Annotated in this window: 14 protein-coding genes; 3 read left to right on the top strand and 11 right to left on the bottom strand. The window is 74.6% G+C overall.

Annotated elements, in window-relative coordinates:
- Positions 1–105: 105 nt before the first annotated feature.
- The 7 genes from ABZY91_RS37135 to ABZY91_RS37105 all read right to left on the bottom strand — a co-directional run bounded on the left by ABZY91_RS37135 (position 106) and on the right by ABZY91_RS37105 (position 10,084).
- Positions 106–393 carry a hypothetical protein gene (locus tag ABZY91_RS37135; protein WP_355408051.1) on the bottom strand — a complete coding sequence of 96 codons (288 nt, stop codon included), beginning with the start codon at positions 391–393 and terminating at the stop codon, positions 106–108.
- A gap of 97 nt (positions 394–490) precedes the next feature.
- Positions 491–2,311, bottom strand: coding sequence for a carbamoyltransferase (locus ABZY91_RS37130; RefSeq protein ID WP_355408049.1), 1,821 nt, complete (start codon positions 2,309–2,311; stop codon positions 491–493).
- Positions 2,312–2,322: 11 nt separating this feature from the next.
- Positions 2,323–4,668 (bottom strand): iron-containing redox enzyme family protein, encoded by a 2,346-nt coding sequence (locus ABZY91_RS37125; RefSeq protein ID WP_355408047.1) that lies wholly within the window; start codon positions 4,666–4,668, stop codon positions 2,323–2,325.
- A gap of 157 nt (positions 4,669–4,825) precedes the next feature.
- Positions 4,826–5,860 (bottom strand): SGNH/GDSL hydrolase family protein, encoded by a 1,035-nt coding sequence (locus ABZY91_RS37120; protein ID WP_355408045.1) that lies wholly within the window; start codon positions 5,858–5,860, stop codon positions 4,826–4,828.
- A 186-nt stretch (positions 5,861–6,046) separates the two neighbouring features.
- Positions 6,047–7,309 (bottom strand): histidine kinase, encoded by a 1,263-nt coding sequence (locus tag ABZY91_RS37115; protein WP_355408043.1) that lies wholly within the window; start codon positions 7,307–7,309, stop codon positions 6,047–6,049.
- Between the two features lie 303 nt (positions 7,310–7,612).
- Positions 7,613–8,263, bottom strand: a complete 651-nt coding sequence (locus ABZY91_RS37110) for a hypothetical protein (RefSeq protein ID WP_355408041.1) — start codon at positions 8,261–8,263, stop codon at positions 7,613–7,615.
- Between the two features lie 705 nt (positions 8,264–8,968).
- A complete protein-coding gene (locus tag ABZY91_RS37105) occupies positions 8,969–10,084 on the bottom strand; it encodes a helix-turn-helix domain-containing protein (protein ID WP_355408039.1) in 1,116 nt (371 codons plus the stop codon).
- 156 nt (positions 10,085–10,240) lie between these two features.
- On the opposite strand from ABZY91_RS37105, the gene ABZY91_RS37100 reads away from it, so the two are divergent.
- Together ABZY91_RS37100 and ABZY91_RS37095 are read left to right on the top strand one after the other, a co-directional pair.
- Positions 10,241–11,068, top strand: a complete 828-nt coding sequence (locus ABZY91_RS37100) for a serine protease (protein WP_355408037.1) — start codon at positions 10,241–10,243, stop codon at positions 11,066–11,068.
- 180 nt (positions 11,069–11,248) lie between these two features.
- Complete coding sequence (locus tag ABZY91_RS37095; RefSeq protein WP_355408035.1) at positions 11,249–12,226, top strand: helix-turn-helix domain-containing protein; 978 nt, start codon at positions 11,249–11,251, stop codon at positions 12,224–12,226.
- Between the two features lie 276 nt (positions 12,227–12,502).
- On the opposite strand, the gene ABZY91_RS37090 is transcribed toward ABZY91_RS37095, so the two are convergent.
- On the bottom strand, positions 12,503–13,732 hold the full coding sequence (locus ABZY91_RS37090) for an LLM class flavin-dependent oxidoreductase (RefSeq protein ID WP_355408033.1): 1,230 nt from the start codon (positions 13,730–13,732) through the stop codon (positions 12,503–12,505).
- Positions 13,729–15,126, bottom strand: a complete 1,398-nt coding sequence (locus ABZY91_RS37085) for an NtaA/DmoA family FMN-dependent monooxygenase (RefSeq protein ID WP_355408031.1) — start codon at positions 15,124–15,126, stop codon at positions 13,729–13,731. The genes ABZY91_RS37090 and ABZY91_RS37085 overlap by 4 nt, the downstream gene beginning before the upstream one ends.
- A 246-nt stretch (positions 15,127–15,372) precedes the next feature.
- Here ABZY91_RS37085 and ABZY91_RS37080 point away from each other — a divergent pair, with 246 nt between their 5' ends.
- The gene (locus tag ABZY91_RS37080) at positions 15,373–15,822 is read left to right on the top strand and encodes a hypothetical protein (RefSeq protein ID WP_355408029.1); all 450 of its coding nucleotides are present in this window, start codon (positions 15,373–15,375) and stop codon (positions 15,820–15,822) included.
- Positions 15,823–15,985: 163 nt separating this feature from the next.
- Here the strand turns inward: ABZY91_RS37080 and ABZY91_RS37075 are convergent, their stop codons facing one another.
- Together ABZY91_RS37075 and ABZY91_RS37070 are read right to left on the bottom strand one after the other, a co-directional pair.
- On the bottom strand, positions 15,986–16,138 hold the full coding sequence (locus tag ABZY91_RS37075) for a hypothetical protein (protein WP_355408027.1): 153 nt from the start codon (positions 16,136–16,138) through the stop codon (positions 15,986–15,988).
- A gap of 236 nt (positions 16,139–16,374) precedes the next feature.
- A partial coding sequence (locus ABZY91_RS37070) for a LuxR C-terminal-related transcriptional regulator (protein ID WP_355408025.1) occupies positions 16,375–18,454 on the bottom strand: 2,080 nt, incomplete at its 5' end.

Below are 18,454 nucleotides of genomic sequence, written 5' to 3'. Positions count from 1 at the left end.
CGTACCCGAGTAGTCGAACTCCGCCGCCTGACCGATCACGATCGGGCCGGAACCGATCACCAGAACGGACTTGATGTCACTGCGCTTAGGCACGCCGGCCCTCCGTCACGAGGTGATCCAGTAGCTGGCGGCGGACCGGTCCACGGCGCGGTCCAGCGGGTCGCGGACCAGCCGGGCGACCAGCCCCACCGGTGTGAACACCAGCAGGTAGACGAGCAGGAGCAGCAGCTGCAGGCCGGTCCGGCGCGCGGCGTCCAGGCGTTCGCCGTCGGTGCGTGCGGTCCTGCGGGGTTCGGCGCCGTGAGGTTCGGCGCCGTGAGGTTCGGTGCCGTGAGGTTCGGTGCCGTGAGGTTCGGTGCTGCGACGTGCGGTGCTGGGACGTGCGGTGCCCATCGGGGTCGTCCTTCCGGAGTCCGGGAGTCGGGTGGTGCGGAGGAGGGTGGTCGGGGGCCTGGCGGGGGGTCGGGGGTCGGACGGCGGGGGCGGGTGGTCAGTCGAGCGGGATCTCGTCGCGCCAGTCGCCCTCCTCGGTCCAGGCCGGCTGGTCGGCCTTGGCGAGCAGGAAGCCGCCGATCGCCAGGGTGTCGATGTCGGTGCGCATGAAGCAGCGGTAGGCGTCCTCGGGGGTGGCCACGATGGGCTCGCCGCGCACGTTGAAGGAGGTGTTGACCAGGACGGGGCAGCCGGTCCGCTCCTTGAAGTCGCCGAGCAGCCGATGCAGCCGGGGGTCGGCCTGCGCGGTCACCGTCTGGATCCGCGCGGAGTGGTCGACGTGGGTGACGGCGGGGATGGTGGAGCGGGCGGTCCTCAGCCGGTCCAGGCCCCGGGCGTCCCCGTCCGACTCCAGCCGCTGCTGTTCGGCCACCTGGGCGACCACCAGCATGTACGGGCTGGGCTGGGAGAGCTTGAAGTACTCCTCGGCGTCCTCGGCCAGGACGATCGGCGCGAACGGACGGAACGACTCCCGGAACTTGATCTTCTGGTTCATCACCGACTGCATCGCCGGGTTCCGGGGGTCGCCCAGGATCGAACGCCCGCCGAGTGCCCGGGGGCCGAACTCCATCCGGCCCTGGAACCAGCCCACCACCTTGCCGTCGGCGAGCTGGTCCGCGACCCGCCGGGACAGCTCCTCGGAGCTCAGCCGGGTGTAGGGGATGGCGTGGGCGTCGAAGTACGCCCCGATCCGCCGGTCGTCGAAGCCCGGGCCGAGCCGGGAGGAGCGCATCGCGTCCCGGCCCTGCCGCGGGTGGCGGCGCGGGGCGCGCTGGGCCAGCAGGGCGGCCCCGAGGGCACCGCCGGCGTCCCCGGCGGCGGGCTGGATCCAGACCTCGTCGAAGATCCCCTCCTCGACGATCCGGCCGTTCGCCACGCAGTTGAGCGCGACGCCCCCGGCCAGGCAGAGCCGGCGCTCGCCGGTCCGCTCGCGGGCGGTGCGGGCCAGCCGGACCATCACCTCCTCGGTCACCTGCTGGACGGACGCGGCGAGGTCGAACTCCCGCTCGGTGAGAGCGGCTTCGGGCTCCCGGCGAGGACCGCCGAACAGCTCCTCGAACCGGCGCCCGGTCATCACGTGGCCGTGCAGGAACTCGAACCAGTCGGTGTCGAGGTGGAACGAACCGTCCGGCTTCAGGTCGATCAGCCGCTCCCGGATCAGCCGTGCGTAGACCGGCTTCCCGTACGGGGCGAGGCCCATCAGCTTGTACTCGCCGGAGTCCACCTTGAAGCCGCAGAAGTAGGTGAAGGCCGAGTACAGCAGACCGAGCGAGTGCGGGAACCGCAGCTCGGCGAGCGGCCGCAGGCCGTCCCCGGTGCCGTGCCAGAGCGAGGTGGTGGCCCACTCGCCGACGCCGTCGACGCAGAGCACCGCGGCGGACTCGTACGGGCTCGGGAGGAAGGCGGAGGCGGCGTGCGACTCGTGGTGCCCGAACCGCCGGACCGGCGGGACGTCGCCCAGCCCCAGCCCGCGCAGTTCCTTGCGCACGGTGTCCAGGGTTCGGGCCTTCCACCCGAGCCAGGCGGGCATGACCTCCCGGAAGGAGCTCCAGGTGTGCGGCGCGGTCGCCGCGTACGTGGCGAGCACCCGGCGGAACTTGCGGGCCGGGTCCTCGTAGTAGGCGATCGCGTCGACGTCGTCCAGCGTCATCCCGGCCTCGTCGAGGCAGTACCGGACGGCCTGCGCGGGGAAGGCCGGGTCCTGCCGCCGCCGGCTGAACCGCTCCTCCTGGGCGGCGGCCGCGATGCCGTCCGCGCCGACCAGCGCGGCGGCGCTGTCGTGGTAGTAGGCCGCGATGCCAAGCACTGTGGTGGCCACCGGTCAGCTCCTCAATTCCTCTTCTTCAACGTGACGTTCAGTGCCGCGTACAGGTCGGGCACGGTGCCCTCCGGGGGGTTGAGGGACCGGTACCCGGCCCGGACGCGCTCCCAGACGGTGCTCTCCTGCTGCGGGCCGACCACACCGGGGAGGTCGGCCATGTAACTGTCGATCGCGTCCGCGGCCCAGGCGGAGTGGCCGGTGGCGACGTTGTCGATGGTGTTGTGCAGGTCCACGAACTGGGTGCTGAAACCGTGGTGCCGCAGGGCCGCCCGCGCGCTCCGGTAGCTGCCGCCGACACCGGAGAGCTCCATGGCGAGGTTGAGGCCGAGGATCTCCGGCTGGAATCGCTGGGGGAAGCGGGAGACGCTCAGCCAGTAGACCGGCAGGGCGAAGGAGTCGTCCCGGAGCCCGGGCCACCCGGCGAACCCGGCGGAGTCGGTGGGCGGCAGTTCGACGCCCATCGCGGCGAGCAGGTCCCGGTAGATCTTCGGGTGGTTCAACTCCCTTTCGCCGTTCCCGAGTTCGTCCCAGTATGTGCGAAAGAGGAACTGGCCGCAGCGGGAGGAGGCCAGCCGGTAGTCGGTGAACCCCTGCAACCAGCCGCCGTCGATCATGATCAGTGGTGCCAACTGGAGCGTGGAGTCGATGAGTTCCTCCCGGCTCGGGATCGGCACGCGGTTCTCGGCGAACTCCGTGCCGTGCCGGTCGTGCGCCTGGTCCAGCCACTCCCGCAGGCCGTTCTCGCCCGCCCAGGCGGCCGGCAGCTGCTGAGGGGCGCGGTCGAGGCCGTAGCGGGCCCGGGCCAGCCAGCGGCGGGCGTAGTCGTACGCGTACCGCCGCAGGCCGGGGGTGTCCTTGCGGGCGAGCAGCGCGCGGTACGCCGCCCGGACGTCGAGCCGGGGGAGCGGGGCGCCGTCGGGGGCGGACGGCGCCGGGGCCGGACGCTCCTGGTGCAGGTACCAGGAACGCTGGGCCCGGTGCAGGGCCCGGCGGTCGTCCGGTCGGCCGGGGCCGTCGCCGTCCGTCGCCGCAGCGCCCGCCGCACCGCCGTCGACCGCGCCGCCGTCGACCGCACCGCTCGCCGCCCTGACGCCGTTCGCCCCGGGGGCACCGTCGGTCGGCAGACCGGCGATCCAGCGGCGCAGGACGGCGATCTCGGCCGGTGTGAAGATCCGGAACATCGGACCCTTGGGACCGATCAGGCCGCGCAGCAGCGGGCTGGCGTCGGGCCTGCCCGGCCGGACCAGCGGGCTGGCCGCCAGCGCGTCGAGGAACGGGCCGGGCCCGCTGCCGACGTCCGCGAACCACGCGCCGAGCGGCCGGCCCGCGAGCTTGAACCGGGAGTGGTAGACGGCGGCCTGCCGGGCCCGGGTGCAGATCATCCGCCACACCTCGTAGTCCGGGTGCCGGGAGATCAGCGCCTCGTCGAGCAACGCGTCGCACCAGCGCCGCAGTTCGCCGAGGGCCCAGTGGAAGCCCCGGCGCAGCCGCTCCGCACCGGCCGGCCCGTTCTCCGCCAGGTACTGGCGGGCGGCGGCGGCCGACAGGTCCAGCGCGGTGGCCGTCGGCTCGCCGCGCGCGGCGCCGAGGTCCAGGGCCAGGACGTCGTCCCGGTCCAGGACCTCCGGTCCGAGCCCCGCGAGCGGGGGCGGCAGGCCGACCGACCGCAGACAGAGGTCGGCACCCAGCAGTTCGGGCAGGAAGGCGCCGGGCTGCCGGCTCATGGCGAGCAGCAGCGCGGGCAGCCGGAAGCTGAAGCCCTCGACCCGCTCGTTGGCGGCGAGCCGGATCCGGGCGATCGGCTCCTCGATCCGGTGCCGGTGCAGGACGCGGCTGTAGTCGGAGCCCCGGTCCGCCTCCGGGTAGCCGACGCCGACGTCTGCGGCGTACAGGGTGAGCACCCGCAGGGCGAGCTCGGTCTCCGCGTTGCCCGAGCTGGACAGCCACTGGAGCCACGCACCGGCGGACAGGGCCAGTGGCGCGCAGTTCAGCAGGACGCACCGGACGGCCGCGCCGTTGTCCGGCCCGCCGGTCGGGCGGACGTCCGGTCCGTCGTGCGGGCGGACGTCAGGCCCGGCCAGGACCTTGCGGAACCGTTCGCCGACCTCGGCCGCCCAGGTACGGGCGAGCCCGGTGAGCTCCTCGAAGTCCGCTTGCTCGTCGATGGGTTGATCGCCGGCGGGTTGTTCCCGGACAGGTTGTCCGGTGCGCCGGTCCTCCGGGCCGGCGGCGGCGAGCGCCGCCCGCACCGGTTCCAGGTCCGCCGGCCGGAGCGGCAGGTCCCCCTCGGGGTCGAGCGCGCGCAGGTACAGGATGCGGTGGTCGGGCTCGGGCTGGACGGCTGTGTTCCTCATGGCGTACCGCGCACCTCCGTTCGGGCGTGGGGATCAGAACATCGGGTAGATGGAGCTGTCGTTGCGGCGCTTGCGACGGCGACGGCGGAACAGCGCGACGATCTTCCGGAACATCGGTCGGCTCCCTACTGCTGAGGTGGTCGGCGGGTGGTGCGGCTCAGAGGTCGAGCGCGGTGCGCATGAGCTCGGCGGTCACCTGGTGGCCCCGGTCGGTGAGGTGGACCTGGTCGACGAAGAGCCACTCACCGGCGGCCGGTGACGCCGCGATCGCCGCGTTGGCGTCGAGGAACGGAACCCCGAGCTCCTCGGAGACGGCCGCCAGGCGCTCGGCGTACGCGCGGTGCACGGCCGGGTCGAGGACCGGGGCGAAGAGGTTCCACATGCCCGCGCGCTCGTTGCCCGCTTCCGCGATGAGTGCCCGCTCCTCGGCCGTGAACGGCTTGCGGGTCCAGGCGGCGGTGGGCTGCAGCACGTAGTGGAGCCGCGCTCCGAGCGGGGTCACCAGGTCGGCGAGCGCCCGCAGGTCGCGGGCCACGTGCCGGACGGCGGTGTCGATCCGCTCGGCGGGGTCGGGCACGGCGGTCCCGCCGTCCGCAGGCTCGTCCTGCCGGCCGAGCCGTTTGGCGACCCGGCCGAGCCGGCCCCGGGCCCACCCCGGCTGGCCCAGCCGCTGCCCGAGGTCGGGCGTGCCGAGCTGGCCGAAGAAGTCGCCCGAGAAGAAGAACTGCGGGTAGTCGTCGTCGGCCTGCGGCAGACCGGCCACCACGAGGTTGTTGAGCCCCGAGAAGACCAGGACGTCGCGCACCGCCGGCAGCCGGTGCCGGTGCAGCAGGAAGAGGAGGACCTCCTGCGTGGAGTTGAAGGCCGGCGCCGCCAGGTTGAGCCAGGGCCGGGCGCGCGGGCCCCGGGCGAGCAGCGAGGGGATCGTCCAGGCGTCCCCGCCGGCCCCGAAACCGAACGCGGGGGAGGCGCCCAGGACGACCCCCACCGGTTCCTCGGGAACCGTCCCGTGCAGGGAGACCGGCCCGGCGGTCCCGTGGGAGACGCGGAACCCTCCGGTGTCGGTGTTCACCGTCGAGGAGCGGTAGCCCGTCCGGTTGAAGAACGTCACGTGCGGCAGCCAGCGCATCTCGCCGGTCGCGAAGTCCTCGTACTGCCTGATCTGCGGCGTCAGCCGGTGCTGCGCTTCCACTGCGGCGCCTCCGATGTACCGGTGGGTCTCTTCGACCACCGAGTCTTCGAGGCGTGCCTCGAATGCCGCTCGAACCCCGTCGGAGCCCTGTCCCGGAGCCCTGTGCCGGAGCCCTGTGCCGGGCCCGGCCCGGGGGGCCCGCCCGCCCCGGGCACAGGGCGGTCCGGGGCGGGCGTCGGTCCAGGGTCAGGCGGCGGCCTGACAGGGGTCCTCGGCCGAGCCGGCGGACCCGGCAGAGCCGGTGGACCCGGTCGAACCGTCGGCCCCGGTGCCGGCCGTCCCCGGGTGCACCGGGCACTCGGCGTACAGCCAGAACCAGTCGCCGCAGCTGGTCGTGGTGACGGTCCCGCCGCTCAGCGCGAGCCGCGCGCGGAGGTTGTTCAGCCCGATGCCGCGCCGCACGGAGGCGGTCTCCGGTGAGGCCCGGACCCCGTTGTTGGCCACCGACAGATGGACCCGGCCGGCCCGCTCCGCGATGATGACCGTGCACCGGGTGGCGTCGCTGTGGCGGAGCAGGTTGGTGACGGCCTCCCGCATCACGATCGACAGGTTGGTGCCCACCTGTTCGTCGAGCCGTTGTGGCGGCTGCCCGTCGATTCTGAGGCTCACCCCGGCGGTCTCCAGGGTCCCGCGCACCACTCTCAGCTCCCGGGCCAACGACATGGCCTGCGGCCCGGTGGCCACCGCACGTACGTCGGCCAGTGCCTGACGGGCGATCAGAAGGGTGTCCCGGAGCTCGGCCTGGGCCCGGCCGTCGTCGGTGCCGACCAGGCGCTGGATCAGCTCGATCTTCAGGGTGATCGCCGAGAGGCTGTACCCGAGGAGGTCGTGCAGGTCCCGGGAGAACCGCAGCCGCTCGCTGGAGACGGCGATCCAGGCCGCCCGCTGCCGGGCCTCGTGCTGGCGGTGCACGAGGTCGCACAGGGCGCTCAGGCCGTAGGTGAGCAACCCGACTGCCAGCGAGGACAGTTCGAGGTACATCGGCGCGAGCCCGTCGTGCTGGCGCGTGGAGAGCGCCAGCAGGGCGACGTTCACGAGCGCGTACAGGGCCCAGGCCAGCGGTCTGCCGCGCAGCGCGATGAGGATCGCGCCGCCGAGGAAGCCGCTCAGGCTGCCCGAGAGGACATCGGTGAGCGGCAGGGTCAGGAAGGTCAGGACGGCCTGGAGGCTGAGCAGCCAGGCGGTGTGCTTGCGCGGCGCTCGGAGCGCCCGGGGGTGGCAGTTGTAGAGCTGGAGGAGGAAGCAGCAGGTCACGATCAGCAGGGCGCTCACCAGCCCTGGTCTGTCGTGGGTGCGCTTCGCGAGATTGACGGCTCCGATGATGCTGAGCCCGAAGGTGACCGCTCCTACGAGTGCGTAGGCGAACCGTGGCGGCATGGTCTCGCCGTGGGGTTCTTCGGTGACCGGTGCGGAGACAAAACGGTGGGGACTCTTTGTGGGGATGTTCATGCCCTCGCCCTTGATCGGTGTACGGCGAGTTCATACACGGGGTGCCTGGGTGTCATGCACAGGGCGGCCAAGTTGGCCGAAACGCTGACGGGTTCGGCGGACCGGTGAACACCCCCGGTCCGCCGAACCCGCGGCACCGCGCCCGACGCGGGTCACGTCCGCCCCAGGTCGATGCCGGGAGACCGGCTCCTCCCGAAGGGGGGACACGTCGCCCATGCGCTCGGTCGGCACCCGGACTTCGGCCGCCCACAACAGGCCGAAGAGCACCGCACAGGCGATCGCCGCGTCCTTGCGGGGGCGGGCTCAGAACTCGTCCGGCAGGCACTCCTCGTGCAGTTCCCCGCCGAAGGCGTGGCGGGCGTGCTCGCGCATCCGCGGGCCGTAGGTGCGGTCGTCCGCCAGGTCGGAGTAGCCCTCGCCGCGGAGGGTGATCAGCCCGGCGGTGTCGGCCAGGTAGACGTCCAGCCCCGGGTACATCAGCATGATGCAGGGGATGTCGTCGACGTCGAGGGCGAACACCGGGTACTCGCCGTGCGCGTCGGGCTCGCCGGTCGCCAGGACACGGCGCGAGTCGGAGCCGCCGGGGAGCAGGAAGCATTCGTCGAAGCGGTCCGACAGCGGGGCGAAGCAGGAGCCCCAGGGTTCGCCGAACTCCTCGTCGGCGAGTTTCCCCATCGGGCGCGGAGCGAAGTCGCCCTCCGGTCCGAACCAGTCGAACCGGCGCAGCAGGCTCGTGTCGTAGGCCAGCCAGCGTCGCAGGCTGGGCGGGAGCGGGCGCCCGCTGGGGAAGGTGATCCCGGCCAGGACGTCGGCCGGCATCGGCTCCGGAGCGCCCGTGAGCCAGGGGCCGACCCAGGGGCTGTAGCCGAGGACGAGCCGGTGCGGATCGGCCTCGACGGAGGCGACGACGCGGTCGGTCAGTGCGGTGCCGTGGTCGGCGGTCGGGGAGGTCATCGGTCTCGGCGTCCTGTCCGTGGGTGGCCGGGTGCTGCTCGGTCGCGCCGAATCTACGACCGGCCTCTGACAGTTCGGCGGTCGGGGACGGGCGGCCGGACGCCGGTGCGGGGTCGGACGGAGTCGGCGTAGCGGTGGCCGGCGAAGGCCCGGACCGCGTCGGGGACGGCCACGCCCCGGTCCGGCAGCCGGTCCAGGCGCAGCAGCGCGCACACCTGGTGGCCGGCCCGGAGATGGTCCGCCGGATCCCGAGTTCGGCGCCCGGCACCGCGTACACGGGGAGCCACGGGCGCCGCGTCCGGCCCGGCAGCGGACCGCAGGTTACGGCGGAGAGCTGTTGCCGGCGCACGAACACCTCCTGGCCCCCCGCCTCCCGCACCGCGAGGCCGGCCGGGCCCACCCGGAGCCGCAGCGGACGCCGCCGGCGCCGGAAGGAGCGCACCGACTGCCAGCACCCGAGGCCCGCGAGGAGCGGCCGGACGTCGACGAGCTGGTCCGGCCGGGTCACCCCGTCGCGCCTCAGGTACGCGACCGTGAACACCAGGACGACGGCGGTGACGGCCGGCGTCAGGAGGGTGAACGACGGGCCTCGGGTGGGGCTGTGCGGCGCGGTGCGGCACGGAACGGCGCGGCACGGAACGGCGGGGTGCGGCGCGGTGGGCAGGGCGCGGCAGTACGGAAGCCCGGCCCGTCGCGCCCGGGCACTCAGGGGCGGTGCGGCACGCGATCCCCGGGGGCGTCGGGCCCGACGCCCCCGGCCGCCCCCTCCTGCGACCACGTCAGGGTGGCGACGACGGAGCGGAACGCGTTGCGGTAGACGCTCGGGCTGCTGCCCGTGTACCGCTGGAAATGGTGGCGGAGGTTGGCGGGCGTCCCCAGCCCCGTACGGGCGGCGATCCGGGCCACCGGCTCGTCCCCGCGCTCCAGGAGGCGCTGCGCCCGCTGGACGCGGGCGCGCAGGAGGTACTGGAGCGGCGGCAGGCCGGTCTCCGCCCGGAACCGGCGGGTCAGACCGCGGACGGTGAGCCCGGCGTGCCGGGCGATGTCGTCCAGGGTGAGCGGGCGGTCGAGGTGGGCCTCCATCCACCGAAGGGTCGGCCCGAGACCGGACCCGGCCGGTCCGGGCGTCCCCGGTACCCCACGCGCGGTCATCGGGTCCGGGCAGTCCGTGCCGTCGGTGCCGTCCGCGCCCGCCGGCCCGGTGACCGCGCCGCCGCCCGCCGGTCCGGCCGGGCCGTGCAGCTCCAGGAAGACCTGCCGCTCCGTCTCGATAGCGACGGGTACACCGTGGTCGAGGGTGATCAGGCGGAGGCAGAGGTCGAGGCCGCCGAGCACCCCGGCCGCGCTGTAGAACGGGTCGGCCTCCACCACCGCCCCCTGCGGGTCGACCTCGACCCGGGGGTGGCGTGCTGCGAGTTCCGCCGCGTGCCGCCGCCCGGTGGAGGCCCGGCGGCCGTCCAGCAGCCCGGCCGCGGCGAGGGTGAACGTTCCTGTGCCGACCGACCCGATCCGGCAGCCCCGGGCGGCCGCGGCCCGCAACGCCTCGGCCACCCCGGTCGGCGGCTCGTCCAGGTAGCCGTCGTGCCCGGGCACCAGCACGGTGTCGCCGGCCCCCAGCTCCGCCAGACCCTCCGGACCCCACGGGGTGTCCAGCCCGAACGGGGCCGCGCCGCCGGTGCCGCGGAACCCCGGCGCCACGCAGTACCGCACCTCGTAGTCCACCTGCGGGTGGCAGCGGGCGGCCGTGCCGAAACAGATCCCCGGTGCGGTGAGCTGGTGGCCCGGCACACCGTCGAGCGCGAGGACGGCGATCACTGGCATGTCCAGAATTTAGCCCAGGGTGACACCGGTGCTGCTGTCGGCCCCCGGCGCCGGCGCGAAGGATGGAGCACACGGCGCCGCAGGCCAGAGGCCTTCCGGTAGCCGGTTCCGACCATCCCGCGGCGCGCGTCGGCGCGCCTGACGAACGGATCCCCTGTGTCCAAGCCGAGTACCCGCCTGCGCCGTGCGGCGCGCACCGTCGCCGTCGCGCTGGCCGTGGCGGCCAGCGCCGCGACCATGACCGGCCCGGCCGAAGCCGTCGTCAACGGGCAGAACGCCGAAGGGCGTTACCCGTTCATGGCGTCGATCCCGATCACCGTCCCCGACCTGAAGTTCGACGACGGCGTCTGCGGTGCGACCCTGATCCACCCCCGCTGGGTGCTGACGGCCGCCCACTGCGTCGACACCCGGCTCGTGAAGCCCGACGGCATCGTGCGCATCGCCTCCGACCGCCGCACCTCCGGCGGCACGGTGCGCGGCATCGAGCGGGCCGTGACCCACCCCGGCTACGCGCTGGGCGTCGACGGCGCACCGAACGAGAACGACCTCGCGCTCGTCCGGCTCGACCGGCCCGCCCCGCAGACGCCGATCCGGCTGGCCGACCGGCCGGCCCCGCCCGGAACGCCCACCCGGATCCTCGGCTTCGGCACCGTCGTCGACACCACGGACATCACCCGGGCCGCGTTCGCGAACCGGCTCCAGCAGCTCGACACCCGCCGGGGCGCCGTCGACGAGTGCTCGCCCGGCCGGGCGGGGCTGACCCGCCTGTGCACCGTCAGTCGGGTGCCGGAGGCGATGGCCTGCATCGGGGACTCCGGCGGCCCGCAGATCCAGCGCGGCCGGGGCGGACGCTGGGAGCTGGTCGGCGCCACGTCCGGGGACGGCGACACCGACCCCACCTGCTCGACCGGCCCCGGGCTCTACAGCAGCGTGCCGGCCTACACGGGCTGGATCCGGTCGACCATCCGCACCTACGAGGGCTGACCCGCCGCCCGCCCCACCCCGCCGCCCGCCCCACCCGGCTGCCCGCCCCACCCGGCCGCCGGCTCCTCCTCGCCGCCCGCCCGGTGCTCCGGACCCCGGTCCGGGGCACCGGGCGGTTCCCCGCCCCTGCCTCCCACCCTCCTCGTCCGTGTCCGAACCCTCCCGGAATATCCTCCTCCCATGCCAGTGATCGCCGTCCTCGTCCCCGACCGCCTGCCCGGGCACCACCTCACCACCCCCGGCCTGGTGTTCGGCACCGCGGCCCGCGACCACCCCGGTGTCGCCTACGACGTCCGGCTGTGCGCCGCGGGCGGCGGCCCCGGGCCGGGCAGGATCGGGCTGCCCGCGCCCGCCGCGATCACCCTTCCGTGGGGCCTGGCGGGCGCGGCCGACGCGGACGTCGTCCTGCTGCCCTCGCGCGAAGCCCTACCCGTCCACCAGGGCCTCCCTGCAACCGAGTCGGCCGAGGTCCTGCACGCCGCCGCCGCGCGCGGCGCCCGGATCGCCGCGGTCGGCACGGGGGTGTTCGACCTCGCGGCCACCGGCCTCCTCGACGGCCGCCGGGCCACGACCGGCTGGCGCCACCAGGAAGAACTGGCCCGGCGTCACCCCCGCGTCGAGGTCGACCCCGCCGGGACGCTCGTCGGCGACGGCCCGTTCCTCACCTCGGCCGGGATCTTCGGAGGGCTGGACGTCTGCCTGCGCGTGCTGGCGCAGGACCACGGCGAACAGGTCGCCGGCGACACCTGCCGGGAACTGCTCAGCCCGCTCGTGGTCCACGCGGAACGCGTGCGCGAGGGCATCGACCGCGGACTCGCGGACAGCAGCGGCCTCGACGACACCCTGGCCTGGCTGGACAGCAGGATCCACCTGCCGCTCACCCCGGCCGACATCGCCGCGCACGCCGGTATCAGCGTCAGCAGCCTCAACCGCCGCTTCCGCGCGCGCACCGGCCTCAGCGCCCAGCGCTACCTGCTGCGCCTGCGCCTGCAGCGGGCCCGTGAACTGCTGGAGGGCACCGACGACCCGGTGGAGTCGGTCGCTGCCCGCGCCGGCTTCACCTCCCCGGCCGGACTGCGGCACCACTTCGGGCAGCTCACCGGCACCACCCCCCGCGCCTACCGCGCGCGCCACCGCACCACGGCGCCCGGTCCCTGAAGGCGCCTGCGTGAGAGGCGGCGCGCGGGCGTGAGCTGCCGGACGTGCGGCCGGTGCGGATCCCGGCCTCCCCGCCCCGGTCGAACTCCCCGGGCGTGCCGACCGAACAGGCCCTGCCCACCGCCGAGTTCACGCCCCGGACGGCTGCCGGACGCTGCCTGACGTGCCGGACCCTGCCGGTCGGACCGGCCGGAGACGGCGGCCGCCCGACCGGCAGGGGGCTGCCGGGCCGTCCGGTCGGCCTGTCCGGACGCCCTGTCCGGACGCCCTGTCAGGTCAGCCCGTCCGGTCGGCCGTGTAGCGACTGGCGGGCCGGGGGAGGCCGAGGTGGCCGCGCAGGGTCCGTGCCGTGTACGCCGTCCGGAAGGCACCGCGCCGCTGGAGCTCGGGGACGAGCCCGCGGGCGACCGCCACGAGGTCGTGCGGCAGCCGGCCGGGGCGCAGCCGGAACCCGTCGAGCCCGGCCGTCCGCCGGTCGAGGAGCAGGTCGGCGAGCTCCGCGGGCGTCCCGGTGAAGATCTCCGCGTCGGAGCGCAGCGGTTCGCCGTTCAGCTCGTCGAGCCGGTCCCGCTGACGGGCGGCCTCGCCGGGCCGGTCGTCGAGGAACACCAGCAGGTCCGCGAAGACCCTGAGGGGCCGGTCGGGGGACCGGCCGACCGCTGCGCCGGCGGTGGCGACCTCGGCCAGGATCGCCGCGGTGCCGGCCGGGGAGTGCGGGGTGACGAAGACCAGGTCGGCGCCCTTGGCCGCGAGTTCGTACGGGATCCGGGCGTGCGCGAGGACGGCGACCGGGGGCTGTCCCTGCGGTGGGCGCGGGGTGATGGACGGGCCGCGGACGGCGAAGTGCTCGCCGTGGAAGTCGATCGGGTGGAGGCGGTCGCGGTCGAGGAACCGGCCGGTGGCGGTGGAGCGGATCTCCGCGTCGTCCTCCCAGCTGTCCCAGAGCCGTCGTACGACCTCCACCACGTCGGCGGCCTCGTCGAAGAGGGGCGCGAGACGCTTGGAGATCGCGTCGGAGTCCTGGACGTCGTCGTCGGTGAGTCGCGGTGTGGTGCGGCGCCCGAAGTGGGCGGCGTCGTCGGCGCGGGAGGAGAGCTGCGGGCGCCAGCCGGCCCGGCCCTGGCTGGTGAAGTCGAGGGTGGCGAGGGCGGTGGAGAGGTGGAACGGCTCGGTGTGGGTGACGTTGGTGGTCGGCACCAGTCCGATCCGCGAGCTGAGCGGTGCCACCCGGGAGGCGACGAGGACGGCGTCGAGGCGGCCGCGGACCTGGTCGGTCCGGTCGTCCGGGGTGGTGGGGTCGGCGGACTGGAGCGCGAGGGTGTCCTCGAAGGTCACCAGGTCGAGCAGGCCGCGTTCGGCCTCCGCGACGAGGTCGGCCCAGTACCCGGCCGTGAACAGCTCGCCGGGGCGGGCGTCCTCGGCGCGCCAGGCGGCGGGGTGCCAGCCGGCGCCGTCGAGCGCGACGGCGAGGTGCAGCGGCGGCCGGTGCGACTCGGTGGGGCTCATGCGGTGGCCTCCTGCGCCGTTCGGCGGGCCTCCGGCAGCCCGAGGTGTTCGCGGAGCGTGCTGCCGGTGTAGTCGGTGCGGTACACGCCCTTCTCCTGGAGCAGCGGTACGACCCGGTCGACGAGCTCGTCGAGCCCGCCCGGGGTGAGGTGCGGGGTGATGACGAAGCCGTCCGAACCGTCGCTCTGCACGAACGCGTCCATGGCGTCGGCGACTTCGCGCGGCGTGCCGATGAACGTCTGCCGGCCGGTGACCTCGGTGACGAGCTCCCGGATGCTCAGGTTTCGTTCCCGGGCCAGCGTGCGCCACTGGCGGGCGGTGGCGGCCCGGTCGATCCGGAACAGGGCGTGGCCCTTGAACAACAGGCTGTCGGGGTCGGGGTCGATGTCCGGGAGCGGGCCGTCCGGGTCGTAGCCGGAGAGGTCGCGTCCCCAGACGCCTTCCAGGTGGGCGATCGCCGTCCCGGGGCCGATCTGGGCCCGGCGGATCTCGGTGGCCCGCTCCTGGGCCTCCTCGGCGGTGTCGCCGAGGACGTACGAGACGGCGGGCAGGATCTTCAGCTGCTCCGGTGTGCGGCCGTGGCCCGCCAGCCGGCCCTTGACGTCGCGGTAGAACTCCTGGGCCTCGGCGAGTCCGGCGTACCGGCTGATGACCACGTCGGCCGCGGCGGCGGCGAACTCCCTTCCCTGGGGGGACTCGCCGGCCTGGATGACCACGGGGTGGCCCTGGGGCGGGCGGGGCGTGTTGAACCGCCCGGTGATGTCGAAGTGCGTGCCCCGATGGGTGAAGGACCCGGCGCCGGGGCGGACGAACCGGCCTCCGGCCGCGTCCGCGAGGACGTCGCCGTCGGCCCAGCTGTCCCACAACTCCCGTGCGGACTGGAGGAATTCGGCGGCCCTGGTGTACCGGTCGGCTTCCGGGAGGAAGCCCCCGCGGCGGAAGTTCTCCCCGGTGAAGTCGTCCCGGCTGGTGACCACGTTCCAGGCGGCGCGGCCCTCGCTGAGGTGGTCCAGCGCGGCCAGCCGCCGTGCCACCTCGTACGGTTCGTTGAAGGTCGAGCTGACGGTGGCGGCCAGTCCGATCCTGGAGGTGACGGCCGCCAGCGCGCTGAGGACGGTCAGCGACTCCGGGCGGCCCGCGACGTCCAGTTCGTAGATCTCGCCCTTGTGCTCGCGCAGGCGCAGGCCCTCGGCGAGGAAGAAGAAGTCGAACTTGCCCCGCTCGGCGGTCCGCGCCACGTGGCGGAAGGACTCGAAGTCGATCTGGCTGCCGGCACGCGGGTCGGACCAGACGGTGGGGTTCCCGATCCCGGGAAGGAACACGGCGAGATGGATCTGTTTTCCTGACACGACGAACGACCGCCTCCCGTCAGCCCGTTGGCCGGGCCTGCCCATCCTGCGCACCGCCGGGAAGCAGGGGCAACCGTCGCAACCAACTGTTCACGGGCGGACATGGGGCGCCATGGGAGGACACCCGAGCGATGAGTTTCGGACAGGTGAAGGCTGAAATCGGAAAATGACTTCGGAATGAAGGTTGGAATCAAATATTCCGATTGAATCCATGGCAGTATGTGAGGTGTGAAGCGTGAAATGTCACATGGCTTACACCTGAAATCCCTACCTACGAACGGGAAGCACCCGATGAATCGGCTCCTCGCCATTCTTGCCGGCAGCACCCTCCTGACCGTCGCCGGCGCCGCCCAGGCCACCGCCCAGGCCTCCGTCCGGGCCTCCGACGAGGCCGCGTCGGCCGTCGTCACGAGGACCTGCGTCAGCAGCTACCGCGGCGTCGTGGTCAACGAGCTCTGCGCCGTCGTCTACGGCGACCAGGTCACGTTCACCGGAACGGCCACCCCGAGCAGCGTCGCCTGGACGCCGCGGGCCGTCCCCTTCCGCTTCTCCGCCTCGGTGGTCGGCGGCCCCCAGCTCGGCGCCCTGAAGCCGGCCCCGGTCGTCAGGCGCAGTGCGACCGAGGTGGGCACGATCTCCGGTGTCGTCCCGTGCGGCTCCACCGCCGAGGCCACGATCGAGGCCACCGAGTGGGGCTGGCCGCCGTCGATCGCCACCCTCGCGGTGCCGGCGAACTGCTGACCCCGCCCGGGTGGGAAGGGCCCTGCCCGGCCGGTCGGGCAGGGCCCTTCCGCGGCTCCGGTCCCGGTTGCCCGCCTCGCAGGGCGCCTGCGGGGCGGGAGACCGCGTCGCAGGCTGCCGCGCGCGGTCACCGGCGCTCCGCCGGCGACGAGGGGCACCCGGGTCAGGCGCGGCTCAGCCTGGCCAGCCGCACCAGGGCGAGCGGGTGGTTGGCGACCTTGCGCGGGGAGGGCGAGATCCACACCGTGGCGCGGACCTGGTCCGAGGCGCACAGCGGCGCGGTGGGCGGGTTCAGCGAGCGGTGACGTGCACTCATGTCGTCGGAGCCTTCCTGGTGGGGGGCGCGGCGGTCCTTCTTTCCGGCCACTCCAGGGAACCGGTCCGGCCGGGCCGGATCAATGCGGAGGACTACCTATCGACGCGGGTGAACGCTGGGGGAGCCGTCCGCGAAGGCGCCGTCCCGCCAGCCGCACCGCGAGCCGTCCCGCCCGTCGCCCCGTCCGCCGCCCACCCGCCGACCGCAGGTGCCCGACGTGCTCCGGGCGCCGCAGGTCAGACCTGCACGCCGTCCGCCGAGCCGCCCCCGATCCCGTCCGCGTCGGCCTTCGCGAGCGCCCGCGCCGTCTCGGCGCGACTCGTTCCCAGCTTGTGGAGCACGTTCGCCACATGGTGCTCGACGGTCCGGGGCGAGAGGAACAGGGCCTGGGCGATGTCCTGGTTGACGGCGCCCTGGGCGAGGAGTTCCGCGACCTGGCGCTCCCTCGGTGACAGACGCTTGCCGTAGCCGCGGCGTCCCGGCGAGCCGGTGTTGCCGAGGTCGAGGTCCCGGCGGAGCTTCTGACAGCGGGCGGTGTCGGAGGTCGCCGCGACGTCGAGGTAGACGCGTTCCGCGGCGGCGATCCGTTCGGTCGCGCGGGCGCGGTCGTGCGGGGCGAGCGCGGCGGCGATCCGCTCGTCGGCCCGTGCCGCCTCGTACGGCCGGCCGATGTCGTGCCACTGGTTCCGGGCCCGGGTGAACGCCTCGTCGGCGCCGGGCTCGCCGCTCGCGCTGAGCAGGAGTCCCCGGGCGAGGTCGAGGGCCGCCGAGACGGCGGGCGCGGCCCGGCCGGTGAGGGCGTCGGTGGCCTCGTCGGTGACGGCCGCGGCGCGGGCGTGGCCGCCGGTGGCGATGAGCGCCTCGACGGCGACCGGCAGCAGTTCGGCGGTCCGGGCCCAGGCGTCGGCCTGACGCGCGGTGGTGAGGGCGGGGCCGACCGTGGCGGCGGCGGCGACGGCGTCGCCCTCCAGCAGTTGCAGGCCCGCGAGGCCGGCGGCGGCGCGCAGGGCGGCCGTGACCTGGGACTCCCGCTGGCCGTACCGGCCGGCGATCTCGAACTCCTCGCGCGCCAGGGCCAGTCGGCCGCGGGCGGCGGCCAGCCGTCCGAGCAGCAGGGAACGTTCGGCCCCGGCCATCGCGAGGTCGTCGAACTCCGCGCCCAGGGTGTCGAAGCGCTGCTCCAGCTCCTGCCAGCGGCCGGCCAGCATGTCCAGCCGGATCAGCGCGAGGCGGCTGTAGCACTCCAGGTACGGGATGGCCGCCTGCCGGGCCAGTCGCCGGCTCTCGGCCAGCAGGTGTGCGGCCCGGCGGTCGTAGCCGAGCTCGATGCCGATCTCACCCGTGTTGTAGAGCGCCCGGGTGGTCTGCCGGACGACCTCGGGGCGTTCGGAGGACCGGGGCAGTTCGTCGAGCCGGTCCCACACCGCCGGGTCGCCGTCCCGGGCCATGAAGGTGAGCGAGGTGGCCCGCACCGCGGCGGCCACGTCCTCGTCCGGACTGGTTGCCAGGAGGTCGTCGGCCCGCGCCAGCCAGTCCGCCGCGTGCCGGCCGGCGCCGTCGCGCTCGTCCATGGCGATCGCGACCATGGCCCGGGCGGCCCGGCTGGGGCGTTCCTCCAACTCCTCCAGGGCTTCCCGGATCCGGTCGAACCCGGCCCGGTTGCCGCTGTGGACGGCGGTGAGGAACCCGAGGGCGAGACGGATCTCGCCGCGGTCCGCGACCGGCAGCCGGGGATCGGCGACCATGCCGCTCAGGACCTGGATGCTGGCCGCAGGGTCCACGTCGTCGGCCGCGATCCGGGCCAGGGCCAGCGCGGCCCGGCCGCGCCGCTGCGGGTCGAGCCCCGGCTCGTCCAGGAGGCTGCGCAGCATCGCCCGGGCGCTGCCCGGGTCGCCGAGGGCCACGGCCTGGTCGGCGGCGGCCTGCGCGAGGTCCTGCCAGGCGGGGCGGTCGCCCATGGCCAGCGTGTGGTGGGCGATCTGGACCAGCGGCCGGGGGGCCCGGGTGTCCAGGGCCTCGACCGCCCGGCGGTGCAGGACCCGGCGCTGCGGCCCGGGGACGCGCCGGTAGGCGACCTGCTGGGCCAGCACGTGGCGGAAGGCGTAGCGGTCGGGGGCGCTCTCCTGGAGGACCGCCGCGTGCAGGGCCTCCGTCAGGCCGTTCGCGCCGTCGGCGGGGCCGAGGCCGGCGACGGCGGTCAGCAGGTCCTCGTCGGCGGGGACGGCGAGGACGGCGGCGGCGGCCACGACGGCGTCGCCGGCGCCGCTGAGACGGGCGAGCCGTTCGGTGACGGCGTCGCGCAGGCCCTGCGGCACC

Origin of the sequence: Kitasatospora sp. NPDC002965 (assembly GCF_040611255.1) — a bacterium.
Classification (GTDB): Bacteria; Actinomycetota; Actinomycetes; order Streptomycetales; family Streptomycetaceae; genus Kitasatospora.
This window is presented reverse-complemented; position numbering and strand designations above follow the sequence as displayed.